This is a genomic window from Pseudomonas fluorescens, assembly GCF_000730425.1.
In the GTDB taxonomy this organism is placed as follows: domain Bacteria; phylum Pseudomonadota; class Gammaproteobacteria; order Pseudomonadales; family Pseudomonadaceae; genus Aquipseudomonas; species Aquipseudomonas fluorescens_X.
Genome location: NZ_CP008896.1, coordinates 154,189 through 177,694, shown reverse-complemented (window position 1 = coordinate 177,694; position 23,506 = coordinate 154,189). Strand labels below are relative to the sequence as shown.

Genomic DNA, 23,506 nt, shown 5'->3' with positions numbered 1-23,506 from the left:
GTTCGTCTCCATTTATTGTTCTTGAATAAGAGATGAATCGGGTACAGGCGCCCCTTGCCGCGAGCCGGCGCGGCAAGGGGCCCGGCCTCAGAGGCCGCCCATCAGCAGGTATTTGATCTCCAGGTAGTCGTCCAGGCCGTACCTGGAGCCTTCACGACCCAGGCCCGATTCCTTGATCCCGCCAAAGGGTGCCACTTCGGTGGAAATGATCCCTTCGTTGATGCCCACCATGCCCGCCTCCAGGCCTTCAGCCATGCGCCAGACCCGGCCGATGTCACGACTGTAGAAATAGGCCGACAGGCCGAAGGGCGTGTCATTGGCCCATTGCAGCACTTCGGCTTCGTCCTTGAAGCGAAAACACGCCGCCACCGGGCCAAAGGTTTCTTCCTGAGCGATCAGCATTTCGCCGCTGGCTTCGGTGAGGATGGTGGGCTCGAAGAAGGTGCCGCCCAGGGCGTGGCGACGGCCGCCGCAAAGCAACCGGGCGCCCTTCTCCAGGGCATCGCCGACATGGGCCTCGACCTTGGCCAGGGCCGCCGCGTTGATCAGCGGGCCCTGTTCGGTATCGCCATCCAGGGCACTGCCGACCCGCAGCGCGGCAACCGCCTCGGCCAGCTTGGCGGTGAAAGCTTCGTACACACCATCCTGGATAAAGAAGCGGTTGACGCAGACACAGGTCTGCCCGGTGTTACGGAACTTTGAGGCCATGGCGCCCTTGACCGCGGCATCCAGGTCAGCATCATCGAAGACAATGAACGGCGCGTTGCCCCCCAGCTCCAGGGAGACTTTTTTCAGGGTGTCGGCGGCCTGGCGCATCAGCAGCTTGCCGGTGCGGGTCGAGCCAGTGAACGACAGCTTGCGCACCACACTGGAAGCCTGCAGCGCTTCGCCGATGGCCGGGGCATCGCCGGACACGATGTTCAGCACACCGGCCGGAATTCCCGCCTGCTCCGCCAGCACCCCGAGGGCAAAGGCCGATAGCGGGGTTTCTTCAGAGGGTTTGAGGATCATCGTACAGCCGGCGGCCAGGGCCGGGCCGACCTTGCGCGTGACCATGGCCAGGGGGAAGTTCCACGGGGTGATCGCGGCGACCACGCCGATGGCTTCCTTGGTCACGATGATCCGTGCGTCAGCCTTATGGCTGGGGATCACGTCACCGTAGGCGCGCTTGGCTTCCTCGCCGAACCACTCCAGGAAGCTCGCGGCATAGACCACCTCGCCCATGGCTTCGGCCAGGGGCTTGCCCTGTTCGCGGCTGAGCAAGGTGGCCAGTTCGCGCTGCTGGCCGAGCATCAGTTCGCTCCAGCGCTTGAGCCGCTGACTGCGCTCCTTGGCAGTGAGTGAGCGCCAGGCCGGCAGCGCGCGCTGGGCGGCGGTAATGGCCAGGCGGGTTTCCTCGGCGCCGGCCTTTTGCACCTGGGTGATCAGCTCGCCATTGGCCGGGTTGTACACCGGGTAGCTGGCGCCGCCGCTGGACCATTGGCCATCAATGAAATTACCGGTACGGATCAACGAACTCATGCCACGGCCTCGGTCAGGGAAAAGCGCTCCAGTCCCGGACGGGCTGTGCGCAGGATACGTTTGCCGGCGCTGTAGTCGTTGATCACATCGCAAGGCGTGTAGTTGCGTTCCAGCTCGTGCAGTTCCTCGGCATCCAGGGCGGTATCCAAGGCCGCCAGGGCGCTGTCGAACTGCGCGGTGGTGTCGGCGCCCACCAGCATGCAGTCGACCCCGGCATGGTTGAGCACCCAGGCCTGGGCCACCTGGGCGTTGGACAAGCCGCGGGCGCGGGCCACCCGCTGCACCGAATGGGCGATCTGCAACGAGGCCTCATCGCTGTACATCTGCTGGGTAAAGAAGTCCGTCTGGTTGCGAGTCGACTGCACGTCACCAGTGAGCAGGCCCCGAGCCAGCGGACTGAACACCGATACACCCAGCCCCTGGTCGCGACAGAACGGGATCATCTCGCGCTCTTCCTCGCGGTAGGCGCAGTTCAGTTGCAACTGCATATTGATCGGCTTGACCCAGCCATTGCGTTCGCAGGCCATGAGCAGCTTCGCCAGTTGCCCGGTGAGCATGGTGGAGACTCCGATGTAGCGAGCCTTGCCAGCGCGGACGATGTCGTTCAGCGCCTGCATGGTTTCTTCCACCGGGGTGTTCACATCGAAGTAATGCAGCATGAACACATCGACATAATCCATGCCCAGACGCTTGAGCGAAGCATCGATGCTGTCGAGGATGTGCTTGCGCGAATGGCCACTGGCGTTGATCCCGCTGCGGGTGCCATAGCCGACTTTAGTCGTGATCACCAGGTCTTCACGACGGGCCAGACGCTTGACGATACGCCCCACTACCTCCTCGCCGACTCCGGCGGAATAGAAGTCCGCCAGGTCGATAAAGTTCACCCCGTGATCCAGAGCGTGGGCGACGATGGGCTCACTCTGCTTTTCATCGAAGATCCAGGGCTTCCAGTCCGGGGTGCCCATGTTCATGGTGCCCAGGCACAGGCGCGAGACTTGCAAGCCGGAATGACCCAAACGAATGTATTGCATGCTGCGCTCCTCAGGCCTTGGGGGTGTAGAACGGGTTGCTGATCTGGCTCACCACATCCGCCAATTGGGCGCGCTCGGGCTTGCCGGTCAGGGCCGCACGGATCGCCGTGCGGCAGGCGTTGTAGTTGTTGAGATAGACCGCATCCAGATCGTCGCAGTCCGGATTGACCCAGTTGGCGGTGACGATCGCCCATTCGTCTTCGGCTTCGGCCGGCAAGACGCCATTCAGCAGCGCTTCGAGCACCGCCTTGGCAATACCTGCCTGAGATGCGCCCCAGGTGGCGTTGCCGTGCAGCTCGCTGGCAATGGCCGCCTTGTTCACATACAGGGTCATGGGCTTGACCGGAATGTTCGGCTGGGCAATCACCATGAACGGGCAATGGCCCTGGCTCGGCGAGGCCAGGCTGCTGGCAAAAGCCTGCCCGGCGGGGCCGTTGCGCGGACCGATGAGGATGTTGATATGGGCTGCGTTGACGCCCGGGCCTTCGAAACCTTCACCAATGTAGAGGTCGAGTGGTTGCATGGGGGCTTACTCTTTGAGAATGCAAGGAAAGGGAGCCAGATCAGCCAAGCCGGAACCGGATCAGGTGGGAAATGCAGGTCGAGGAGCACAGTCGGAGACAGGGGCAGCGTGGGCCGGGAAGGCCGGCAGGACGGGATGGAGTCATGGCGCAAACGCTCTTTGTTGTTATGGATGAGCTAGGTTGGCGCTGTTGTATCACCGGGTTTGCGGAGGCCCGTAACCATTAAAAGTCATACGGTCATGAGTTTTAGTAATAGCCTAAGACCTTTGCCGCGACGTGTGTATTGAGACTGTCCGTCTATCGGACGCTCGCGAGCACATCGATCGGAATGATTGCGACGTGAGCTTTTGGCCTTGGTTGACCACTGCATGCCCCTCTAGGGGGCCTACAGAATTCGGAAAAAGTCGTACGCTCCAGCGCATGGAAAGCGCCTCCCCCCTGACGCGCTACTGCAACCTGACCTGGATTTTTACAGCCGGATTGCCGACGCACCCCATAACGACCTGTTGGCCAACCCGGGGTCGGTTCCGGCTGGGAGCGAAATTGCGTCACCTTGATTATTTGCATAACGCCGACGATCTCAGCCTGCTCATGACTCAAGTCAAACTGACAGGCCTCCCAGGTGGAAACAACAAGGGGAAAAACGCTTGTGTAACCCCGGGACGCGCTTTCAGAGTTTTCCACTGTTTCGCCAGCCGCTGCCCACTCACAATTTATCCGCACCCAAGCCGCCGAACAGCACGTCATTGCCCGCGCCACCGTTGAGCTCGTTGGCCGCGGCGTTACCGATCAGCAGATCGTTGCCACTGCCGCCGATGGCATTCTCCAGCGTTACGCCCTGGGCGATCGCGACGTTTCCGACCAAGCCGCCGACGTTGGAGAACGCGCCTTCGTTGAGGTTGATCTTCTGGTCCTGGGTAAAACCGGAGAAGTCCAGGGTATTATTTGCGCCGGCGTCATTCGCCGACCAGGGACGCAGCCCTGGTCAGGTTCGGCAAAACGGTGGTTTTATCGTACTGTCCTTGCGGCACAGGGGGTTGCGGGGTTAAGTGCACTTTCTGTTCCGTTGCTCCCCAACCCCCAACACCACCGGCCCGCATCTGTGGACCTTTTCTGCATTTGTAGTCGCAGCTATTTGCGGAATCTCGCATTTATTTCGGAAACCGACAGGTGCCCAAGGGCATCTAGCACAAGCCGTATGCCGAAGGTGAGGTGAAATTGCTGCTGGTCGGACCCCGCGGCGTCTTGAACACCGGCGATCAGGGTGGCGAGCGGACCATGCTCAATGATGTGTGGATCTAGAAACGCTCCGCTCCGCGATCATCCAGGTCGCGCTCGTTATCGTTAGCGACCATCGCTGGCAAGCCAGCTCCCACAGGGGACATTGCAGCTTGAGTCAGATCACCACATTGCGGATGAAACGCACCGCCACGGGCCCCTCATTGCGATAGGCATGGGGTTGGTGACTGGGAAACATGAAGAACTCGCCGGCGGCGATGGTGGTTTCGCCGTCGCCCACCACCAGGGTCAGGCTGCCTTCAAACACGAACAACTGTTCGCTCCAGCCCTCCAGGTCGGGGTCCGGGCAATAACGATCGCCCGGCTCCAGGCGCCATTCCCATAACTCGACCTCACGCCGGGCAGTGGCCTTGGCCAGCAACACCGCCTTGCTGCCATCGATTTCCCCGGCCCAGGCCAGCTCGTTGATGCGGCTGTGGTCACGGGCGTCGGGGGCCTGGATCAGGTCGCTGAAGGCCACGTCCAGGGCTTCGGCCACGCGGTCGAGGGTGGACAGGCTGACGTTCTTTTCACCCGCCTCGATGGCCACCAGCATGCGCCGGCTGACCCCGGACTTTTGCGCCAGGGCCGTCTGGCTCAAGTCGCAGGCATGGCGCAGACGACGAACGTTCTGACTGACGTGCTGCAAGACCGAGGCCCGTTGCGGATTTTCTTTGTGCACTATATTGCTCACTCGATGGGTTTGCGCAGTATACTGCCCAGCTGCGGCGCATTGTGCGTTCCGCGCCCTTCCTGTGCAAGACCAGAGCCGCCATGACCACCTCGACTGCCTCCCCGCTGTTTTCCCGCTTCAGCAAAGCCGAATGCGTGCTGGTGCTGATCACCATGATCTGGGGCGGCACATTTATCCTGGTACAACACGCCATGACCGTCAGCGGGCCAATGTTCTTCGTCGGCCTGCGCTTTGCCGCAGCCGCGCTGGTAGTGGGCCTGCTTTCCCTGCGCAACCTGCGTGGCCTGACCCTGTTTGAACTCAAGGCCGGCGTCTTTATCGGCACGGCGATCATGCTGGGCTATGGCCTGCAGACCATTGGCCTGCAGACGATCCTCAGTAGCCAGTCGGCCTTTATCACCGCGCTTTATGTCCCCTTCGTACCGCTGCTGCAATGGCTGGTGCTGGGGCGGCGCCCGGGGTTGATGCCGAGCATTGGCATCATGCTGGCCTTCGCCGGCCTGATGCTGCTGACCGGCCCGGCTGGCGCATCGCTGAATTTCAGCCCTGGTGAAATCGCCACCTTGATCGGCGCCATTGCAATTGCCGCCGAAATCATCCTGATCAGCGCCTACGCCGGCCAAGTGGATGTGCGCCGCGTGACGGTGGTGCAACTGGCCACGGCGTCGCTTCTTTCGTTCCTGCTGGTGGTGCCTACGGGCGAGGCATTGCCGGGGTTTTCCTGGGTGCTGCTATTTAGCGCCGTGGGCCTGGGCCTGACCAGTGCGGTGATTCAACTGGCGATGAACTGGGCGCAGAAAAGCGTCTCGCCAACCCGCGCCACCCTGATCTATGCCGGTGAACCGGTATGGGCCGGGATTATCGGGCGGATTGCCGGTGAACGCTTCCCACCGATTGCGATGCTGGGGGCTGTGTTGATTGTGGCGGCGGTGATTGTCAGTGAGATGAAGACACGCGAGCAAAAGGCCGTCTCCCTGTAGGAGCGGGCGATGGCGGCGTACCTGGCAATGATGGACTAGCAGGGAGACCGCTATCGCCCGCAAGCTGGCTCCTACACAGCGACATCTGGGCGTTTTCGGTCCATCTTGTAGGATCCTGCCACAGGTTGCCGTTTGGTAATCCGGATTCCGGCACGTATGATGCATCCCAAACCACTGCAGATTAGAAGCCTATGTCCCTGATAGTTCTACTGCTTCTGCCTTTCATCGGCAGCTGTCTGGCGGCCTTGCTGCCGCATAACGCACGTAATACTGAATCCCTGCTGGCCGGCCTTGTGGCCCTGGTTGGCACTGTACAAGTCGCCCTGCTCTACCCCCAGATCGCCGACGGTGGCGTGATCCGCGAAGAGTTTTCCTGGTTGCCCAGCCTGGGCCTGGACTTCGTGTTGCGCATGGATGGCTTCGCCTGGTTGTTCTCGCTGCTGGTACTGGGCATTGGCAGCCTGGTGTCTTTGTACGCCCGCTATTACATGTCGCCGGATGACCCGGTGCCGCGTTTCTTTGCGTTTTTCCTGGCGTTCATGGGCGCGATGCTCGGGTTGGTGATCTCCGGCAACCTGATCCAGATCGTGTTTTTCTGGGAACTGACCAGCCTGTTCTCGTTCCTGTTGATTGGCTATTGGCACCACCGTTCCGATGCGCGCCGGGGTGCCTATATGGCGCTGATGGTCACCGGTGCCGGCGGTTTGTGCCTGCTGGCGGGGGTCATGCTGCTCGGCCATGTCGTCGGCAGTTACGATCTGGACCAGGTACTCGCCGCCGGCGACCAGATCCGTGCCCACGCCCTCTACCCTGTCCTGCTGACGCTGATCCTGATCGGCGCCCTGAGCAAAAGCGCGCAATTCCCCTTCCACTTCTGGCTCCCCCACGCCATGGCCGCACCGACGCCAGTGTCGGCCTACCTGCACTCGGCCACGATGGTGAAGGCCGGCGTGTTCCTGCTGGCCCGCCTGTGGCCCTCGCTGTCGGGCAGCGAAGAATGGTTCTGGATGGTCGGCGGTGCCGGCGCCCTGACCCTGTTGCTCGGCGCGTACTGCGCAATGTTCCAGAACGATCTCAAGGGCCTGCTGGCCTATTCCACCATCAGCCACCTGGGCCTGATCACCCTGCTGCTAGGCCTCAACAGCCCGCTGGCCGCCGTCGCGGCAGTGTTCCACATCCTCAATCACGCCACGTTCAAGGCCTCGCTGTTCATGGCCGCGGGCATCATCGACCACGAAAGCGGCACCCGCGACATTCGCAAACTCAGCGGACTGGTCCGCCTGATCCCGTTCACCGCGACCCTGGCCATGGTCGCCAGCGCCTCCATGGCCGGGGTGCCGCTGCTCAACGGCTTCCTGTCCAAGGAAATGTTCTTCGCCGAGACGGTGTTCATCTCCTCGACCCAATGGGTGGAAATCGCCCTGCCGGTGATCGCGACCATCGCCGGTACGTTCAGCGTGGCCTATGCCCTGCGCTTCACCGTGGATGTCTTCTTCGGCCCCGCGGCCACCGACCTGCCACACACCCCCCATGAGCCGCCGCGCTGGATGCGCGCGCCGGTGGAACTGCTGGTCTTTACCTGCCTGCTGGTGGGAATCTTCCCGGCCCAGGTGGTGGGCTCGATCCTTGCCGCCGCCGCCCTGCCGGTGGTCGGCGGTGTACTGCCCGAGTACAGCCTGGCGATCTGGCACGGCTGGAACGCACCGATGATCATGAGCCTGGTAGCCATGACGGGAGGCGTGATCCTGTACCTGCTGCTGCGCAAGCAACTCAAGCGCGGGCGTTTCAAGTACCCGCCGATCATCAGCTACTTCAATGGCAAGCGCATGTTCGAGCGCAGCCTGGTGGTGATGATGCGCGGCGTGCGCAGGCTCGAAAAATACATCAGCACCAAGCGCCTGCAGACCCAGTTGTTCCTGCTGGTGCTGGCGGCGGTGGTCGTCGGGATGATCCCGATGCTGGGCAGCAGCCTGAGCTGGGGCGACCGGCCGAAGATTCCCGGCTCCATCGTCTTCGTCACCCTGTGGCTGCTGGCGATTGCCTGTGCCCTGGGCGCCGCCTGGCAAGCCAAGTATCACCGGCTGGCCGCCCTGACCATGGTCAGCGTCTGTGGCTTGATGACCTGCGTGACCTTTGTCTGGTTCTCTGCGCCGGACCTGGCCTTGACACAGCTAGTGGTCGAAGTGGTGACCACTGTGCTGATCCTGCTCGGCCTGCGCTGGCTGCCACGGCGGATCGAAGAGGTCTCGCCGCTGCCCAACTCACTGCGCAAGGCGCGTATTCGCCGGCTGCGCGACCTGCTGCTGTCCACGGTGGTCGGTGGCGGCATGGCACTGTTGTCCTATGCAATGCTGACCCGCCAGACCCCCAACGATATTTCCTCGTTCTACCTCAGCCGCGCCCTGCCTGAAGGCGGCGGCAGCAACGTGGTGAACGTGATGCTCGTCGACTTCCGGGGCTTCGATACCCTGGGCGAGATCACCGTGCTGGGCGCCGTGGCCTTGACGGTGTATGCACTGCTGCGCCGCTTCCGTCCGCCCAAGGAAAGCGAGCAACTGCCTGCACAACAGCGGCTGTTGGCACCGGACGTGGCGACCGACCTGGTCAACCCACGCCAGGCCAGCGACACAGCCCTGGGCTTTATGATGGTGCCCGCTGTGCTGGTGCGCCTGCTGCTGCCGATTGCCCTGGTAGTGTCGTTCTACCTGTTCATGCGCGGCCATAACCAGCCGGGTGGTGGTTTTGTCGCCGGCCTGGTGATGTCGGTGGCGTTTATCCTGCAATACATGGTCGCTGGTACCCAATGGGTCGAGGCGCAGATGAACCTGCGACCGATGCGCTGGATGGGCTTCGGCCTGCTGTCGGCAACGTTGACCGGGCTTGGCGCGCTGCTCTTCGGCTACCCGTTCCTCACCACCAGTACCCTGCACCTCAGCTTGCCGGTGCTGGGCGACATCCATATCGCCAGCGCGCTGTTCTTCGACGTGGGCGTGTACGCGATGGTGGTCGGCTCGACCCTGCTAATGCTCACCGCCCTGGGTCACCAATCGGTGCGGGCCCATAAACCCGGCAACCAGGCGAAAGCCGCCGCCATGCCACCACAAGGAGCTGCCGCCTGATGGAAGAAGTCATCGCAATTGCCATTGGGGTCCTGGCGGCCTCCGGCGTGTGGCTGGTGCTGCGGCCACGGACGTTCCAGGTAGTGATGGGCCTGTGCCTGCTGTCCTATGGGGTCAACCTGTTCATCTTCAGCATGGGCAGCCTGTTTATCGGCAAGGAGCCGATCATCAAGGACGGCGTGCCCCAGGACCTGCTCAACTACACCGATCCGCTGCCCCAGGCCCTGGTGCTGACGGCGATTGTGATCAGCTTCGCCATGACCGCCCTGTTCCTGGTGGTGCTGCTGGCGTCCCGGGGCCTGACCGGCACTGACCATGTGGACGGCCGGGAGCCCAAGGAATGAGCTGGATGAACCAACTGATCATCGCGCCGATCCTGCTGCCGTTGCTGACCGCCGCGCTGATGATGATGCTGGGCGAGAAACACCGCCCGCTCAAGGCCAAGATCAACCTGCTGTCGAGCATGGCCGGCCTGGGCATCGCCATCCTGATGCTGTACTGGACGCAAAAAGGCGGCCCCGCCTCCATCGGCGTGTACCTGCCGGGCAACTGGCAGGTGCCGTTCGGCATCGTGTTGGTGGTGGATCAACTGTCGGCACTGATGCTGGTGCTCACCGGGATCATCGGCGTCTGCGCCCTGCTGTTCGCCATGGCCCGCTGGGACCGCGCCGGCACCAGTTTCCATGCGCTGTTCCAGATCCAGTTGATGGGCCTTTACGGCGCCTTCCTCACCGCCGACCTGTTCAACCTGTTCGTGTTCTTCGAAGTGCTGCTGGCGGCGTCCTACGGCCTGATGCTCCACGGCTCGGGCCGGGCGCGGGTGTCGTCGGGGCTGCATTACATCTCGATCAACCTGCTGGCTTCGTCGTTGTTCCTGATTGGTGCGGCACTGATCTACGGGGTCACCGGTACCCTGAACTTCGCTGACCTGGCACTGAAGATCCCGTTGGTCCCAGAGGCCGATCGCGGCCTGCTGCATGCCGGCGCGGCGATCCTCGCCACCGCCTTCCTGGCCAAGGCCGGCATGTGGCCGCTGAACTTCTGGCTCGCACCGGCCTACTCCGCAGCCAGCGCGCCGGTGGCGGCAATGTTTGCGATCATGACCAAAGTCGGCGTGTACACCGTGCTGCGCCTGTGGACCCTGCTGTTTTCCGGGCAGGCCGGCGCTTCGGCGTTGTTTGGCGGCGACTGGCTGGTGTATGGCGGCATGGCCACCCTTCTCTGCGCCGCCCTGGCGATGCTCGCCGCCCAGCGCCTGGAGCGCATGGCCAGCCTGAGCATCCTCGTTTCAGCCGGTATCCTGCTGTCGGCGGTGGGCTTTGCCCAGCCCAGCCTGACCGCCGGCGCGCTGTTTTACCTGGTCAGTTCGACCCTGGCCTTGAGCGCGCTGTTCCTGCTGGCGGAGCTGATCGAACGCTCGCGCTCGGCCAATGAACTGCCCCTGGACGATGAAGCCGAGGTGTTGCCACGGCCAGTTGAATCCCAGCATCCACCCAAGGGTACCAACCTGGACGATGAGCAAAAGGCCGTGATCGGCCAGGTCATCCCGTGGACCATGGCCTTCCTCGGCCTGAGCTTTATTGCCTGCGCCCTGCTGATCATCGGCATGCCGCCGCTGTCGGGATTTATCGGCAAGCTCAGCCTGCTCAGTGCCCTGATCAACCCGCTGGGGCTGGGCCAGGCCGTGGACCAGCCGATCCGCCCGGCAGCCTGGGGCCTGGTGGTGCTGTTGATTTTCTCGGGCCTGGCTTCGCTGATCGCCTTTGCGCGCCTGGGCATCCAACGCTTCTGGACCCCGGAAGAGCGGCCTTCGCCGCTGCTGCGACGGCTTGAGTGCATACCGATCTTCATCTTGCTCGGCCTGGCGATTGGCCTGACCTTCAAGGCAGAAATGCTCATGCGCTTTACTCAGGACACCGCCAACAAACTGAACAACCCCGAGCACTACGTCATGGCGGTCATGGCTACTCGCCCGGTGCCTAGTCCCCAAGCCCAGGCCGCCGCCGTGGAGGTGCAGCCATGAAACGCCTGTTCCCTGCCCCATGGCTGTCGCTGGCACTGGGGGTGCTGTGGCTGGTGCTGAACCTGTCGATCAGCCCCGGCAACCTGCTGCTGGGGGCGATGCTGGGCTTTCTCGCACCGCTGATGATGGCGCCGCTGCGCCCGCTGCCGGTACGCATTCGCCGCCCAGGGGTGATTATTCGCCTGTTCTTCCTGGTCGGGCGCGATGTAATCATCTCCAACCTGCACGTGGCCTGGGGCGTATTGACCTGCGGCACACGGCCGCCGCGCTCGCGCTTTGTGAAAATCCCCCTGGACCTGCGGGACGCCAACGGCCTGGCGGTATTGTCAATGATCACCAGCGTGACCCCCGGCACCGTGTGGTCGGAACTGGCCCTGGACCGCAGCATCCTGTTGCTGCACGTGTTCGACCTGGATGACGACGCGCAGTTTATCGAGCACTTCAAGCAGGCCTACGAACGGCCCCTGATGGAGATCTTCGAATGAGTGCCCTGCTCGCCAATGCGATCCTGCTCAGCCTGTTCCTGTTTTCCCTGGCCATGGTTCTGACCCTGGTGCGCCTGTTCAAGGGGCCTTCGGCCCAGGATCGGGTCCTGGCCCTGGATTACCTGTATATCCTGGCCATGCTGATGATGCTGGTGCTGGGTATTCGGTATGCCAGTGATACCTACTTCGAAGCAGCGCTGCTGATTGCGCTGTTCGGTTTTGTCGGCTCGTTTGCCTTGGCCAAGTTCCTGCTGCGTGGAGAGGTGATCGAATGATCAATGTCAGTGAGCTGCCACTGTGGGTGGAAATCCTCGTGGCGATCCTGCTGCTGCTCAGCAGCCTGTTTGCCCTGATTGGCGCGATCGGGTTGCTGCGCATGAAGGATTTCTTCCAGCGCATGCATCCGCCGGCACTGGCCTCGACCCTGGGCGCCTGGTGCGTGGCCCTGGCGTCGATTATCTACTTCTCGACACTCAAATCCGGGCCGGTACTGCACGGCTGGCTGATTCCGATCCTGCTGTCGATCACCGTACCGGTGACCACACTGCTGCTGGCGCGCACGTCGCTGTTTCGCAAGCGCATGGCGGGAGAGGATGTACCGGCCGAGGTCAGCAGCCGCAGGACTGACAGCGGCAGCTGATCCCTGTGGAATACACGCGGTAAAAAATGTGGGAGCGGGCTTGCTCGCGAAAGCAGTGGATCAGTTGGTAACTATTTGACTGACCCGCCGCTTTCGCGAGCAAGCCCGCTCCCACATTTGGCCCTGCATACCGTCAGTCAGGCCCAGGCAACGACCAACAGCCCTGCACCCAACACCAGGCACAACGGCGAATAAAAAAACGTATCCAGCCGGGCAAACCGTGAACCGCCGACCTTCTTGAAGAACCCCACCAGTTCCGAATCACCAATCGCCCGCGCAAACAGGATCAAGGCAATTGCGCTGATCCCCCACTGCAGGGCCTGATGGCCCACCGCCTGGAAAAACAACCCCACCCGCAGGCACACCAACAATGCAATCAGCACCAGCCCCAGGGCCACCAGGGACGTGCCCAACGCCGACGGTTTGAACGCTGGCCGTGGCCCGCCGGCGAATTCGCCGGGCAGTTGCGGAATCGCCGCCGTACTGCCCCGCTTGCCACCTGCGGCCCAGTACACGTGGACCATGCTGATCAATGCAAATACCCCGACAACCCACCTCGCAATGACAAAGCTCATGGCTGGATACCCTTTAAAAAGTCCGAAAGAGGATAGTCCTTTTCAGATTGTTTGCAGGCATTTAGTCATCCGATGGTAAAGTTACGCCCCATGAAACTCGCCCGTGCCGACCGCTCATTGATTGCCTGGATGCTCTATGGCTGCGTCCTGTTCAATGTGTTCGCCTGCAGTATTGGTCATGGGCAAATGGTCGGCATGCAGCTCAACGGCATCAGCGGCCAGTTCTGTACGGTGGACCCTCGCACCCAGGCGCCAGCCCCTGTAAACACGGGCGATGAGTCACTGCCCACGCTGTCCAAGGCCTTCGGTTGCCCGCTGTGCTCCACCGGTGGCATGGGCCCGGCGCTCAACTCCAGCCTTAACGTCGCGGTACTGCCACAGCCTCACGCTCCGCCGCCCGCCGTGGTGGCCACAGCTGACATTCCCACCCGCGTCACCTGGCCTGCGGCTAATCCGCGCGCCCCACCTGCCTACGCCTGATACCTGCGCTTTTTGATCCGCACACCGCGCTGTTTCCCCAGGGAGGCGCGAACGGCTGTGCGTTGCTTGCAAGCCATGCTTTTCAGGATTTATCGATGAAACATTTACCTCTCTTGGCGGGCCTGTGCGGCTGCCTGCCTTTCAGCACCTGGGCCCTTGAGCTGGCCCCCACCACCATTGACGGCACAGCCACCAACGAACCGGGCCTGGCCCTGGACCAATCCAGCGGCATGGCCTCGCGCCTGGGGCTGAGCGTGCGGGAAACCCCGGCCTCGATCAGCATCGCCGACCGCAACGATATCGAGCGCCGAGGCGCCAAGACCTTCCAGGATGCAGCCAACACCCTGCCCGGGGTCAACGCCAGTGCGCCGCCGGGGTTTGGCGGATTTGTCTCCTACCGGGGCTTTACCAGCAGCCAGATCACCCAGATGTTCAATGGCATCAACGTCGCCGGTGGCCTGGCACGGCCGGTGGATGCATGGATTTATGACCGGGTCGAACTGGTTGGCGGGCCTTCTTCGCTGATCAATGGCGCCGGCTCCGTGGGCGGCTCGCTGAACTACGTGACCAAACTGGCCACCCGCGAGGAGCGGGCCGTGGAAGGTCAGATCAACTATGGCAGCTACGACACCACCGGTATCGCCCTGGGCCTCAACCATGCCCTGACCGAGCCTGGTGCCGAGGTCCAGCACTACGCGCGCCTGGATGTCAGCCGCAATACCAACCATACCCATATCGACCGCCAGCAACGCGATGCCTGGAGCGTGGCTTTTTCCCTGCTCAGTGACCTGACGCCCAACCTGTCCCACACCCTGGCCCTGGAATACCAGGATGAGCACGAGGACAGCCCGTACTGGGGCACCCCGGTGCTCAATCCCAAGGCCGGCGAGTTGAAGATCGACCGGCACAACCGCTTCAACAACTACAACGTTGCCGATGGCCTCTACGAACAACGCACGATCTGGGCCCGCTCGATCATCGACTACCGGATCAACGACAGCACCAGCCTGCGCAATACCCTCTATCACCTGGACAGCCAGCGCGACTACCGCAACCTGGAGACCTACCAGTACAACGCCGACAATAGCCTGGTGAACCGTTCGACGGCCTATCAGGTGCGCCATCAGGGTAAACAGAAGGGCAACCAGTTCGAGCTACGCCATGAAAGCAGTGTGTTCGGCCTGGCCACCACCTGGTCCGGCGGTTTCGAATACAAGGTCAACAGCACCACCAACAGCCCGATGATCGTGCCCGGCAAGAACGCGGTGGACCCGAACAACTACAACCCCGGGCGCTTCTACGACCTGCCCGGCACCCAGCCTGGCTTTATCAAGGACAAGACCAACGAAGTGACGACCAAGGCGCTGTTTGTGGAGAACCGCCTGGGCCTGACCGACGAACTTTCGCTGCTGACCGGCCTGCGCTATGACGCCATCGACCTGGATGTGACCAGCCACCGCGACAACCTGGGTAACGTCAAGCGCCGTTGGGAACCGGTCACCGGGCGCGTCGGCCTGACCTACCAGTTCATCCCATCGGCCAATGTCTATGTGCAATACAGCACGGCAGCCGAACAGCCCACCAGTACCACCCAGGTGTTTGATGTCTCCACCGGCAAGCAATGGGAAGTGGGCAGCAAGTTCGATTACCTGGACGGTCGCGGTTCAGCCACCGTTGCCGCCTACCGGATCGAGCGCAAGGACTTCGCCGTGACCGACCCACAGGACCCTACCCGCAGTATTGCGGTGGGCGCACAGTCGTCCAAGGGCATCGAACTGGCCAGTTCGCTGCGCATAACCCCCAAGCTGCTGGCGGAAGGCAACTTCGCCTGGGTCGATGCGCAATACGATGACTTCAACGAGAAAATCGCCAGCGGCGCAGTGGTGTCGCGCAAGGGCAATACACCGACCAACGTGCCGAAGCGGGTGGGTAACCTGTGGCTGACCTATGACATCACCCCCGCCTGGCAAGGCGGCGTGGATGCGCGCTATGTGGCACAGGTGTATGCCGACAATGCCAATACCATGACGGTGCCGGCGTATACCTTGTTCGGCACGTTCCTGACCTACAAGGTCGATCAACATACCTCGATAACAGGCCGGGTGCGCAACCTGACCAATGAGGTGTACGCGCAGTTTGTGCAGGTGTCGCCGGCCTATTACCTGGGGTCGCCGCGCACCTTCGAGCTGGCAGTGCAGACCAAGTTCTAGGGCTGGAATACGGTTAAAACTGTGGGAGCGGGCTTGCCCGCTCCCACAGTTTGGTCCTCATATGGAAGGTTACTTGAGGCTGGCTTCGACCTTTGCGGCCACATCCTCCGTGAGCCATGCCTTCCAGACCTGCGGATGCTCCTTGAGAAACGCCTGCGCCACTTCACGGGGCGGGGTGTGTTTCTCGCTCATCGTTGCCAGGGCTTGATTGAGCGGGCCAATGGGAAAGTCGACCTTCTCAAAGAACTGCGCAATCTGCGGATACTGCTGCTGGAATGGCGTGGAAACGCCAATACTCAACTTGGACGCCAACGAACGCGTAGGCTGGGGGTTGGGGTTGCCGGCATCGGTCAGGGTCTTCCAGGCCTCGGCGTCGAACGGCGGCTCCTCCAGCTGGATCAACTTGTAGCGCCCCATCAGTGGGGTCGGTGACCAGTAATAGAACAGGATCGGCTTGCCACGGCGGATCGACGAAGCAATCTCGGCATCCAGCGCAGCACCTGAACCGCTGCGAAAGTTGACGTAGCTGTCATCCAGGCCGTAAGCCTTGAGCTTCTGCTTATTGACCACTTCCGAGGTCCAGCCAATTGGGCTATTGAGAAAGCGCCCCTTGCCGGGAGTTTCCGGGTCCTTGAACACATCCTTGTAGCGCGCCAGGTCCTTTACGCTGCGCAGCTCGGGAGCCAGCGCCGCGATGCCCTTGGCCGGGTCGCCCTTGATCACGTACTCCGGCACCCACCAGCCTTCGGTTGCGCCCTTGACGGTATCGCCCAGGCCCACCACCTTACCTTCAGCTTCAGCCTTGACCCACACCGGGCTGCGTCCCGCCCATTCCTCGCCAATCACCTGGATGTCATTTTTGGCCAGGGCGGTTTCCAGGGTGATGGTGGTACCAGGCAGGGTGTCGGTGGGCAGGCCGTAGCCTTTCTCGACGATAAACCGCAGTACTTCGGTGATCAGGCTGCCACTTTCCCAATTCAGGTCGGCAAAGTGAATGGGCGCCTGGGCAGCCGTTACCGGTGCGGCCACCATCGACAGGCCCAGGGTGGTAAGGGACGCTGCCAACAGCGCTCGAATTGCTTTCATGCCTTTGAACCTCGCGTTTGCACAGCCATGGCGGATGGCTTTGCTGTCATGTCGCGAAAGCCCCTGAACAATTAAGTCCACCCAACTGTAGTAGAGGTTCAAACGGATGCCGATATTCAGGGCCGCCGATGCAGACGCTGCAACTCTCGGCGCACCATGCTGGCGTACTCGGCAGGTCGTAAGGCATAGAGTTGGCTGGCCACCCAGTTCAACCAGGCACCTTGCAGATCATCTTTGCGGGCAAGCAGTTCGACGGCCTTGGCCTGGGCATCCGCCAGGTGCTGCTGGTGAAACCGGGCCCGGCCTTCGCTCATTATTCGCTGGCCTTGAAGCTTACCAATTCGCCTTTGCGCCACTTGGCAGCCTTACCGGTCGCCGCCTTGAGGGTTTTGCTCAGGCCTTCCTGCAACTGTTCATTGGCGGCGAACACCAACATCACGCTATGGCCTTCCTTGAACACAATGCCCTCGCCCTGCGCCGTGGAAACAAACGCGTAGTCACCCAGGCCATAGACCGTCAACTTGATGTCGCGAAACTTCAGCTCGAACTTGCCACCTTCACGACTGGGCAATACTGCCGCACGAAAATGATCGCCGACTTTGAGTTCCAATCGGGGCTTGTCATCTACCACAAGCGCTGTTTCGGTATCGATTTCGGCAATGTAAATGCCTTCCGGGTTTTGTTCCGTGATGTAAACAAACCGCGACTGAAACTGTTTAACCAACTTCGCGCGCAAATCACCCAGCACGAACAATGCGTGCATATCCAGATTACTGACTGCCAAGGAAACGCCCCCACATCTAAAAAAGCGCTGCCCGCCCTGGGCAGGCAGCACAAAAAAAGGCCGATACGGCACGACACATTAAAAAACTGACTGAAGTTGATCCCCGCCAGACTCGTACAGCCGGGCCTGACAGACCTTGTGCAAGGTCGTCAGGCATTGCAGGAAATCACAGGTTTATCGTCCAGAGAACACTGGACGCCCCACTTCAGAGAATCCCCCTTTTGAAAGGGTGGTTTCCGACAGCCAAAACAAAGGAAAAACGTTGGATGGAACTGAATATGGGCTGCCGACAACAATATTAGAACAGCAACACGGCTTAAAACCACCCGAAATGCTGCAAGCAGGTCAACAGATCAACAGGAGCTGGCCATGCAACGAGTTCAACGCCAACCGACACAGACTTCCGGCGCCTCATCCTGCAAGGATAGCGCGCTATTCTACAGCGTGTATGCCAATGCCGTGTACGCGGATTTCGCACTGTACCGAGTCGTCCCGGCGGGGAAGAACTTTTTCCATATCCTGGAAGTGCCCAGCGGCCGAATAAAAGGCTTTCGCAGCGATCACAACAAAGCCTGCGCACTGGCCAGAGAGTTGGAGGCCCTCCTCTACACGACTGCCCGTCAAGTATCGGCTTGAGCGAAATCGAACTCTGCGCGCCAGCATGCCTCCCATACGAGTAGAAGCTTACTTACCGTGGAGAATGAAATGGACGCGCCAACACACACCCTGCAAGACCTGTTTGCACAATTGGGCCTGGAGGCTTCGCCTGCGGCCATTGACCAGTTTATTGGCGAACACCCCCTGGTGGAGGATGTGAAACTGATCGATGCGCCCTTCTGGACCCCGCAACAGGCGCAGTTTCTCAAGGAGCAATTGCGCGAAGATGCGGACTGGGCGATTGCCGTCGATGAGTTGAACCAACGCCTGCACCAAAGCGGATAACCGCCACTCAATGCAGGCGGTCTGATTGCTCCAGGTCCAGCAATGCCTGCCAGGCGGCGCGACATTCCTGGGCTTCGTCGCGACTGGCGAAGGCCGTGCCGCGCTGCTCACCGTTGAGCAACACGACCCAGCAGGCTCTCAGGCCCAGCGCACGCAGGGTTTGTGGCACACCACTGCCAATCATCACCGCCACATCGACTTTGCTTTGCATGGAAGTTCTCCGCAGGATTAGTTAGCTAGCTAACAATTTGCAGCATCTTAAGCTGTTCCTTTCTCCGGAAAAAGCTATTGGCGTAAAAGCTTCCTTGCATAACGCGCAACAATCCGCGCCAGAGCCAGGGAAAGGTCGTCGAGGCCGCTGCGGCCAACTGCCGGGCCTGCTGATCGCTGACAGTCAAGTCACTGCGCATCGGCTCCACGGCATGGAACAGGGCCGCGGGCACGCAGAGGTAGATCGACAGACAGGGGGGGGATGACACGCACAGGATCATTGTAGGAGCCAGCTTGCTGGCGATAGCGGTGTGCCAATCAACAATGAAGCGTCTGACTGACCGCCTTCGCTGGCAAGCCAGCTCCTACACAATCAAACAGATCAGGCTTGGCGCTGATGCTTGTCGATTTGCTCGTGGCGCTCTTGCGCTTCGATGCAGTATTTGGTGGTCGGGCTGATCAGCAGGCGCTTGAGGCCGATAGGCTCGCCGCTGTCGTCACACCAGCCAAAGGAATCTTCCTTGATACGGCCCAGGGCCTGTTCAAGTTGCGGCAGCATGCGCTGGTCACGGTCGATGGCGTTGACCAACCAGGTGCGCTCTTCTTCTACCGAAGCGGCATCAGCCGGATCAGCCGGGGTGTCCAGGCTTTCAATGGCGATACGGTTCTGCTCAATGCGCTCGTGGTGCTCGACCTTCATGTCTTGCAACAACTGCTCGAAAAAAGCGTGCTGCTCGGCATTCATGTAGTCATCCGCCGGCATGGCCAGCAACTTTTCCTTTGTCATTGATTTCTCTATAAAAAATACGTGCATTAAGGCGAATAAGGGAGCGTTCCGGCCAACCTCTGCAGATCGGGGAAAGACGCCGTCCATTCCAAGCGCCACCCGGCACTCAATTTACGAGGGGCGGCAGTCTACGGCTGACTTGAGGGCGCAGCAACTGAAATGACAGGCAATTTGTCCGACACGCCCCCGAAAGACACCCGGACGGGCTTGGCAGGCGGTTATCGGAGTGCGTTTATAGCAAGAAATTCAGTGTTGTGGAGCTATATAGGAGACAAACGGTTAGCGAACGGCTGCCGGTGGACAAATGTGGGAGCGGGCTTGCCCGCGATGGCGGTGGGTCAGTCAAGTATTTATCAACTGGCCCACCGCCATCGCGGGTAAGCCCGCTCCCACACAAGCCAAGAGCGTTTACAGGCGCAGGACTCGCTCAGCGCTTGAGTTTGCGCTTGTTGCGATACTGGTCGATCACCACCGCCACCACGATGATCAGGCCCTTGATGATGTCCTGGATATAGGCATCCACCCCCACGAAGGTAAACCCGCTGGCCATCACCCCGAGGATCAGCGCGCCAATCACGGTGCCGGTGATGCGCCCTACCCCGCCTGCCAGGCTGGTACCACCGATCACCGCAGCAGCAATCGCATCCAACTCGTAGGACATGCCCATCCCGGCCTGCCCGGTAGCCGCCCGAGCCGAGGCGACCACACCGGCCAGCCCGGCCAGCAGCCCCGCAATGCTATAGACGATGATCAAGTGCCGCTTGACGTTGATCCCCGACGTACGCGCCGCCTGCATATTGCCGCCAATGGCGTAGGTGTACTTGCCGTACTTGGTGTAGCGCAGGGCAATATGAAAGATCACCGCCACCACCAGAAAGATAATGACCGGCATCGCACCATGGCCGATGGTCGTGTAGGAATCAGACAACATGCTCACCGGCTGGCCTTCGGTGTAATAGCGCGCCAGGCCACGGGCCGAGACCATCATGCCGAGGGTCGCAATAAACGGCGGGATGCCAGTAATGGCGATGATGCTGCCATTGATCGCTCCCGCCAGCAGCCCCACGCCCAACCCGGCCACCACCGGGATCCACACCGGCAAGTCGGTGAGCGACGGAAACACCGCGCGAGAAAAGTCCGAGGTTTGCGCCAGGCTCGCGGCAATCATCGCCGACAACGCCAGTACCGAGCCCGAAGACAGATCGATCCCCGTGGTAATGATCACCTGGGTCACGCCAATCGCCAGCAAACCAATGATCGACACTTGCAGGATCATCAGCACCAGACGCTGGGAATTCATCAAAAAACTCTGGTCACGCACGATCCAGCCAAACACCTCGAATACCAGGCCGATGCCAATCAGCACCAGGAAAATACTCAGTTCGGTAGGAAACCGCCGCCGGCTCTTGGCCGGTGCCGCAGCGGGCTTCTTTTCCTCGGGTTTGCTTTCCAGTATTGCGTTCATTACCCGTCACCTTTTATTCGTTAGTGGACTGCCGTCATACCGGAAGCCAACTGCATGACTTTTTCCTGGGTGGCCTCGGCCCGGCCCAGGGTGCCCATCAACTCGCCTTCGTGCATCACCATGACGCGGTCGCTCATGCCCAGCACCTCGGGCAGTTCCGAAGAAATCATGATCACCGCCATGCCCTCGCTGGCCAGGAAGGCGATCAAGCGGTAGATCTCGGCCTTGGCGCCGACGTCGATGCCACGGGTCGGTTCATCGAGGATCAACAGCCGTGGCTTGGTCATCAGCCAGCGTGCCAGCAGGGCCTTTTGCTGATTGCCGCCAGACAGGGTGTCGATGCACTGCTCAAGGGAGGGCGTTTTCACCCGCAGTTTCTTGCACATGTCTTCGCACAAGGCCCGCAGGGCTTTTTGCTGGATAAAACCATTGCCCGAGTAGTGGGGCAGCACCGCCATTTCCATGTTTTCCAGGACCGACAGGCACGGGAACAGGCCACTGAGCTTGCGGTCCTCGGTCAACAGCGCAAAGCCCTGCTTGATCGCCATATGGGGGTCACTGATGCGCAGCGCCTGGCCGTCGAGACGGATCTCGCCGCCGTCGCTGGGGGTAATGCCGAAGATCGTTTCCGCCACATTGGTGCGGCCCGAGCCCATCAACCCGGCAATACCCAAAATCTCACCCGCATGCAGGTCAAAGGACACCCCCTGGAATACCCCGTCCAGGCGCAGGTCGCGCACCGACAGCAGCAACTCGCCGATGGGCGTCTCGCGCACGGGGAACAGTTGGCTCAACTCGCGTCCGACCATCATCGAGATCAGGCTGTCGCTGTCCATGCTGTCGGCCCGTTGCAGGCCGATATAGGCGCCGTCGCGAAACACCGCCACTTCATCGGCGATGGCGAACACTTCATTCATTTTATGGGTGATATAGATGATGCCTTTGCCCTGGGCCTTGAGGTCGGCAATGATCGAAAACAAATGGGCCACTTCCTTGTCGGTAATCGCCGACGTTGGCTCATCCATGATCAGGATGTCGGAGTCATAGGACACCGCCTTGGCAATCTCCACCATCTGCCGCTCGGCAATGCTCAGGTTGCCGACCTGCTCCTCGGGGTCGAGGTTGATCCGCAGCCGGGCCAGCAACTGTGCCGTGCAACGGTGCATGGCCCGGTGATTGACCAGGCGCAGGCCATTGAGCTGCTCGCGGCCGATCCAGATATTCTCGGCGATGCTCATATGAGGCATCAGGTTGAGTTCCTGGTGGATCATCGCAATGCCCGACTGCAAGGCAGCCAGGGGCGTATCAAACACCACAGGCTTGCCCCGCAGGCGGATTTCCCCGGCGTCGGGCTGATAGATGCCGGCGATGATTTTCATCAACGTCGACTTGCCAGCGCCGTTCTCTCCCATCAGCGCCAGGACCGAGCCGGGGCGCACCCGCAGTTGTACATCGTCCAGGGCCACGACGCCGGGAAAGCCTTTGCTGATATGGGCGATTTCCAGCAGGTAGGGTTGTTCTTGACCTGCGGGCGGCACAGCAGTCGCTTGAGCGAGCATATCGGGGCTCCATCGGCAGGGCGATTGCGACCACCCTGCCCGCTTATTGTTGTTATTGAACGCTACTTGAATGACGCGACATTGTCCGGGGTGATCAATTGGAATGGCACCACGACGTTTTGTTCGACTGCCTCGCCCCTGGCCATTTTCACCGCAGCCTCCACTGAACCGACCGCCTGCCCCTTGGCATCCTGGAACACCGAGAGCGCCATCTCACCCTTGGTAATCGCATTCAACCCGTCGGGGGTGCCATCGACGCCGCCAATCAACACACTGCCCGGTTTGACACCGGCGGTTTTCAACGCCATGGCCGCGCCAATCGCCATTTCGTCATTGTTGGCCACGACGGCATTGAACTCGCGGCCCTGGGTCAGCCAATCGTTCACTAGGGTCATGCCCTTGTCCCGCAGCCAGATCCCGGTCTGCTCCTGTTCAACCTTGATGTCCGGATACCGACCGAGAACCTCCTTGACGCCCTTGGTACGATTGGTGGTGGAGTTGTTGGCCAGGTCGCCCAGCAGAATCACGATGTTGCCTTTGCCGCCCATCTTCTCGGCCAGGTACTGCATTTGCAGTTTGCCGGCCTCCACGTCGTTGGATGTCACCGTCACCACCCCTTTGGGCAGGTCGGCCTGGTCCGGACGGCGGTTGACGTAGACCAGCGGGATACCGGCCGCCACCGCCGCTTTAGTGATGCGTGCGGTGGAGGCCGTGTCCACCGGGTTGACCACCATGGCATCGACTTTCTGGCTGATAAAGTTCTCGACCTGGCTCAACTGCTTGACCACGTCGGCACGGGCGTCCTCGAACTGCAGTTGCACACCGTCACCCTTGGGATAGGACTTGGCTTGCTTGTCCATGTCCTCGCGCAGATAGGTGAGAAAGGTGTCGTCGAACTGCGACATGCTGACGCCGATCTTGATATCGGCGGCTGCGGCCAAGCCACTGGCAAGCATCATCGACAAGGCCAGCGAGGCGAAACGGATCTGGGTCTTCATGAACGGTCTGTCTCCACTTTCTTGTTGGTTTTCTGGACGTAGCGTTTATCAGAGCGATGGGCGTGCAGTTGGCAGCCGTACCACCGGCGCCCCCGGAATGCAGCACACCAGGGCA

General features: G+C 61.1%; 24 protein-coding genes and 3 pseudogenes. 13 read left to right on the top strand and 14 right to left on the bottom strand.

All coding sequences use genetic code 11. The features are described 5' to 3' along the window. Positions 1-87: 87 nt before the first annotated feature. Genes HZ99_RS00545 through fae form a run of 3 tightly spaced genes read right to left on the bottom strand, consistent with a single transcriptional unit; the run spans position 88 to position 3,075 of the window. Complete coding sequence (locus tag HZ99_RS00545; protein WP_038440512.1) at positions 88-1,521, bottom strand: NAD-dependent succinate-semialdehyde dehydrogenase; 1,434 nt, start codon at positions 1,519-1,521, stop codon at positions 88-90. Continuing rightward, positions 1,518-2,552 (bottom strand): aldo/keto reductase, encoded by a 1,035-nt coding sequence (locus HZ99_RS00540; RefSeq protein ID WP_038440510.1) that lies wholly within the window; start codon positions 2,550-2,552, stop codon positions 1,518-1,520. Before HZ99_RS00540 ends, HZ99_RS00545 begins: the two co-directional genes overlap by 4 nt. Before the next feature lie 10 nt (positions 2,553-2,562). Beyond that, on the bottom strand, positions 2,563-3,075 hold the full coding sequence (fae, locus tag HZ99_RS00535) for a formaldehyde-activating enzyme (protein WP_038440508.1): 513 nt from the start codon (positions 3,073-3,075) through the stop codon (positions 2,563-2,565). Between the two features lie 415 nt (positions 3,076-3,490). Here fae and HZ99_RS29085 point away from each other — a divergent pair. Beyond that, positions 3,491-3,591 (top strand): annotated as a pseudogene (locus HZ99_RS29085) (GntR family transcriptional regulator); the annotation flags it as partial. Between the two features lie 194 nt (positions 3,592-3,785). On the opposite strand, the pseudogene HZ99_RS27470 reads toward HZ99_RS29085, so the two are convergent. Then, positions 3,786-4,046: pseudogene (locus tag HZ99_RS27470) on the bottom strand (M10 family metallopeptidase C-terminal domain-containing protein); the annotation flags it as partial. 200 nt (positions 4,047-4,246) lie between these two features. Between HZ99_RS27470 and HZ99_RS29080 the strand changes: the two are divergent. Next, positions 4,247-4,378, top strand: a pseudogene (locus HZ99_RS29080) (cupin); the annotation flags it as partial. A 94-nt stretch (positions 4,379-4,472) separates the two neighbouring features. Here the strand turns inward: HZ99_RS29080 and HZ99_RS00530 are convergent. Next, positions 4,473-5,036 carry a helix-turn-helix domain-containing protein gene (locus tag HZ99_RS00530; protein ID WP_038440507.1) on the bottom strand — a complete coding sequence of 188 codons (564 nt, stop codon included), beginning with the start codon at positions 5,034-5,036 and terminating at the stop codon, positions 4,473-4,475. Positions 5,037-5,128: 92 nt separating this feature from the next. Here HZ99_RS00530 and HZ99_RS00525 point away from each other — a divergent pair, with 92 nt between their 5' ends. From HZ99_RS00525 to HZ99_RS00495, 7 genes are all read left to right on the top strand, one after another. Next, complete coding sequence (locus HZ99_RS00525) at positions 5,129-6,028, top strand: DMT family transporter (RefSeq protein WP_038440505.1); 900 nt, start codon at positions 5,129-5,131, stop codon at positions 6,026-6,028. Between the two features lie 191 nt (positions 6,029-6,219). After that, the gene (locus tag HZ99_RS00520; RefSeq protein WP_038440503.1) at positions 6,220-9,147 is read left to right on the top strand and encodes a monovalent cation/H+ antiporter subunit A; all 2,928 of its coding nucleotides are present in this window, start codon (positions 6,220-6,222) and stop codon (positions 9,145-9,147) included. After that, positions 9,147-9,491, top strand: coding sequence for a Na+/H+ antiporter subunit C (locus HZ99_RS00515; RefSeq protein ID WP_005789164.1), 345 nt, complete (start codon positions 9,147-9,149; stop codon positions 9,489-9,491). The genes HZ99_RS00520 and HZ99_RS00515 overlap by 1 nt, the downstream gene beginning before the upstream one ends. Beyond that, on the top strand, positions 9,488-11,170 hold the full coding sequence (locus tag HZ99_RS00510; protein WP_038440500.1) for a monovalent cation/H+ antiporter subunit D: 1,683 nt from the start codon (positions 9,488-9,490) through the stop codon (positions 11,168-11,170). The genes HZ99_RS00515 and HZ99_RS00510 overlap by 4 nt, the downstream gene beginning before the upstream one ends. Next, complete coding sequence (locus HZ99_RS00505) at positions 11,167-11,655, top strand: Na+/H+ antiporter subunit E (RefSeq protein WP_038440498.1); 489 nt, start codon at positions 11,167-11,169, stop codon at positions 11,653-11,655. Before HZ99_RS00510 ends, HZ99_RS00505 begins: the two co-directional genes overlap by 4 nt. Continuing rightward, positions 11,652-11,930 carry a K+/H+ antiporter subunit F gene (locus HZ99_RS00500; RefSeq protein ID WP_038440496.1) on the top strand — a complete coding sequence of 93 codons (279 nt, stop codon included), beginning with the start codon at positions 11,652-11,654 and terminating at the stop codon, positions 11,928-11,930. Before HZ99_RS00505 ends, HZ99_RS00500 begins: the two co-directional genes overlap by 4 nt. Beyond that, positions 11,927-12,295, top strand: a complete 369-nt coding sequence (locus HZ99_RS00495; protein WP_038440494.1) for a Na+/H+ antiporter subunit G — start codon at positions 11,927-11,929, stop codon at positions 12,293-12,295. The genes HZ99_RS00500 and HZ99_RS00495 overlap by 4 nt, the downstream gene beginning before the upstream one ends. Positions 12,296-12,432: 137 nt before the next feature. Here the strand turns inward: HZ99_RS00495 and HZ99_RS00490 are convergent, their stop codons facing one another. Beyond that, on the bottom strand, positions 12,433-12,870 hold the full coding sequence (locus HZ99_RS00490) for a DUF3995 domain-containing protein (RefSeq protein ID WP_038440491.1): 438 nt from the start codon (positions 12,868-12,870) through the stop codon (positions 12,433-12,435). 90 nt (positions 12,871-12,960) lie between these two features. On the opposite strand from HZ99_RS00490, the gene HZ99_RS00485 reads away from it, so the two are divergent. Continuing rightward, positions 12,961-13,350, top strand: coding sequence for a DUF2946 domain-containing protein (locus HZ99_RS00485; RefSeq protein ID WP_038440489.1), 390 nt, complete (start codon positions 12,961-12,963; stop codon positions 13,348-13,350). A 95-nt stretch (positions 13,351-13,445) separates the two neighbouring features. Then, positions 13,446-15,560 (top strand): TonB-dependent receptor, encoded by a 2,115-nt coding sequence (locus tag HZ99_RS00480; RefSeq protein ID WP_038440487.1) that lies wholly within the window; start codon positions 13,446-13,448, stop codon positions 15,558-15,560. A gap of 69 nt (positions 15,561-15,629) precedes the next feature. Here the strand turns inward: HZ99_RS00480 and HZ99_RS00475 are convergent, their stop codons facing one another. From HZ99_RS00475 to HZ99_RS00465, 3 genes are all read right to left on the bottom strand, one after another. Then, entirely contained in the window at positions 15,630-16,646 is a 1,017-nt protein-coding gene (locus HZ99_RS00475) for an ABC transporter substrate-binding protein (RefSeq protein ID WP_038440485.1), read from the bottom strand. Positions 16,647-16,762: 116 nt separating this feature from the next. After that, a complete protein-coding gene (locus tag HZ99_RS00470) occupies positions 16,763-16,960 on the bottom strand; it encodes a hypothetical protein (RefSeq protein ID WP_038440483.1) in 198 nt (65 codons plus the stop codon). Then, positions 16,960-17,430: a hypothetical protein gene (locus HZ99_RS00465; RefSeq protein WP_038440481.1), complete on the bottom strand. Its 471-nt coding sequence runs from the start codon at positions 17,428-17,430 to the stop codon at positions 16,960-16,962. Before HZ99_RS00465 ends, HZ99_RS00470 begins: the two co-directional genes overlap by 1 nt. 369 nt (positions 17,431-17,799) lie before the next feature. Here HZ99_RS00465 and HZ99_RS00460 point away from each other — a divergent pair, with 369 nt between their 5' ends. Together HZ99_RS00460 and HZ99_RS00455 are read left to right on the top strand one after the other, a co-directional pair. Further along, complete coding sequence (locus tag HZ99_RS00460) at positions 17,800-18,066, top strand: hypothetical protein (protein WP_038440479.1); 267 nt, start codon at positions 17,800-17,802, stop codon at positions 18,064-18,066. A 69-nt stretch (positions 18,067-18,135) separates the two neighbouring features. After that, positions 18,136-18,372, top strand: a complete 237-nt coding sequence (locus HZ99_RS00455) for a DUF2789 domain-containing protein (RefSeq protein ID WP_038440478.1) — start codon at positions 18,136-18,138, stop codon at positions 18,370-18,372. A gap of 7 nt (positions 18,373-18,379) precedes the next feature. Here HZ99_RS00455 and HZ99_RS00450 read toward each other — a convergent pair whose 3' ends face one another. The 5 genes from HZ99_RS00450 to HZ99_RS00425 all read right to left on the bottom strand — a co-directional run bounded on the left by HZ99_RS00450 (position 18,380) and on the right by HZ99_RS00425 (position 23,391). Beyond that, positions 18,380-18,583 carry a hypothetical protein gene (locus tag HZ99_RS00450; protein WP_029293050.1) on the bottom strand — a complete coding sequence of 68 codons (204 nt, stop codon included), beginning with the start codon at positions 18,581-18,583 and terminating at the stop codon, positions 18,380-18,382. Positions 18,584-18,964: 381 nt separating this feature from the next. Continuing rightward, the gene (locus HZ99_RS00440; RefSeq protein WP_010173153.1) at positions 18,965-19,369 is read right to left on the bottom strand and encodes a TraR/DksA family transcriptional regulator; all 405 of its coding nucleotides are present in this window, start codon (positions 19,367-19,369) and stop codon (positions 18,965-18,967) included. Between the two features lie 427 nt (positions 19,370-19,796). Beyond that, the gene (locus tag HZ99_RS00435) at positions 19,797-20,834 is read right to left on the bottom strand and encodes an ABC transporter permease (RefSeq protein ID WP_038440473.1); all 1,038 of its coding nucleotides are present in this window, start codon (positions 20,832-20,834) and stop codon (positions 19,797-19,799) included. 20 nt (positions 20,835-20,854) lie between these two features. After that, positions 20,855-22,393, bottom strand: a complete 1,539-nt coding sequence (locus tag HZ99_RS00430) for a sugar ABC transporter ATP-binding protein (RefSeq protein ID WP_038440472.1) — start codon at positions 22,391-22,393, stop codon at positions 20,855-20,857. Between the two features lie 62 nt (positions 22,394-22,455). Beyond that, positions 22,456-23,391 (bottom strand): sugar ABC transporter substrate-binding protein, encoded by a 936-nt coding sequence (locus tag HZ99_RS00425; protein ID WP_038440470.1) that lies wholly within the window; start codon positions 23,389-23,391, stop codon positions 22,456-22,458. Between the last annotated feature and the right edge of the window lie 115 nt (positions 23,392-23,506).

Coding starts and splice junctions, on each gene's coding strand:
- HZ99_RS00525 (WP_038440505.1), top strand. CDS start 5,129: ATGACCACCTCGACTGCCTCCCCGCTGTTTTCCCGCTTCAGCAAAGCC.
- HZ99_RS00540 (WP_038440510.1), bottom strand. CDS start 2,552: ATGCAATACATTCGTTTGGGTCATTCCGGCTTGCAAGTCTCGCGCCTG.
- HZ99_RS00505 (WP_038440498.1), top strand. CDS start 11,167: ATGAAACGCCTGTTCCCTGCCCCATGGCTGTCGCTGGCACTGGGGGTG.
- HZ99_RS00425 (WP_038440470.1), bottom strand. CDS start 23,391: ATGAAGACCCAGATCCGTTTCGCCTCGCTGGCCTTGTCGATGATGCTT.
- HZ99_RS00455 (WP_038440478.1), top strand. CDS start 18,136: ATGGACGCGCCAACACACACCCTGCAAGACCTGTTTGCACAATTGGGC.
- HZ99_RS00495 (WP_038440494.1), top strand. CDS start 11,927: ATGATCAATGTCAGTGAGCTGCCACTGTGGGTGGAAATCCTCGTGGCG.
- HZ99_RS00470 (WP_038440483.1), bottom strand. CDS start 16,960: ATGAGCGAAGGCCGGGCCCGGTTTCACCAGCAGCACCTGGCGGATGCC.
- HZ99_RS00430 (WP_038440472.1), bottom strand. CDS start 22,393: ATGCTCGCTCAAGCGACTGCTGTGCCGCCCGCAGGTCAAGAACAACCC.
- HZ99_RS00515 (WP_005789164.1), top strand. CDS start 9,147: ATGGAAGAAGTCATCGCAATTGCCATTGGGGTCCTGGCGGCCTCCGGC.
- HZ99_RS00520 (WP_038440503.1), top strand. CDS start 6,220: ATGTCCCTGATAGTTCTACTGCTTCTGCCTTTCATCGGCAGCTGTCTG.
- HZ99_RS00450 (WP_029293050.1), bottom strand. CDS start 18,583: ATGCAAAGCAAAGTCGATGTGGCGGTGATGATTGGCAGTGGTGTGCCA.
- HZ99_RS00500 (WP_038440496.1), top strand. CDS start 11,652: ATGAGTGCCCTGCTCGCCAATGCGATCCTGCTCAGCCTGTTCCTGTTT.
- HZ99_RS00460 (WP_038440479.1), top strand. CDS start 17,800: ATGCAACGAGTTCAACGCCAACCGACACAGACTTCCGGCGCCTCATCC.
- HZ99_RS00485 (WP_038440489.1), top strand. CDS start 12,961: ATGAAACTCGCCCGTGCCGACCGCTCATTGATTGCCTGGATGCTCTAT.
- HZ99_RS00490 (WP_038440491.1), bottom strand. CDS start 12,870: ATGAGCTTTGTCATTGCGAGGTGGGTTGTCGGGGTATTTGCATTGATC.
- HZ99_RS00480 (WP_038440487.1), top strand. CDS start 13,446: ATGAAACATTTACCTCTCTTGGCGGGCCTGTGCGGCTGCCTGCCTTTC.
- HZ99_RS00440 (WP_010173153.1), bottom strand. CDS start 19,369: ATGACAAAGGAAAAGTTGCTGGCCATGCCGGCGGATGACTACATGAAT.
- HZ99_RS00475 (WP_038440485.1), bottom strand. CDS start 16,646: ATGAAAGCAATTCGAGCGCTGTTGGCAGCGTCCCTTACCACCCTGGGC.
- HZ99_RS00435 (WP_038440473.1), bottom strand. CDS start 20,834: ATGAACGCAATACTGGAAAGCAAACCCGAGGAAAAGAAGCCCGCTGCG.
- HZ99_RS00510 (WP_038440500.1), top strand. CDS start 9,488: ATGAGCTGGATGAACCAACTGATCATCGCGCCGATCCTGCTGCCGTTG.
- fae (WP_038440508.1), bottom strand. CDS start 3,075: ATGCAACCACTCGACCTCTACATTGGTGAAGGTTTCGAAGGCCCGGGC.
- HZ99_RS00545 (WP_038440512.1), bottom strand. CDS start 1,521: ATGAGTTCGTTGATCCGTACCGGTAATTTCATTGATGGCCAATGGTCC.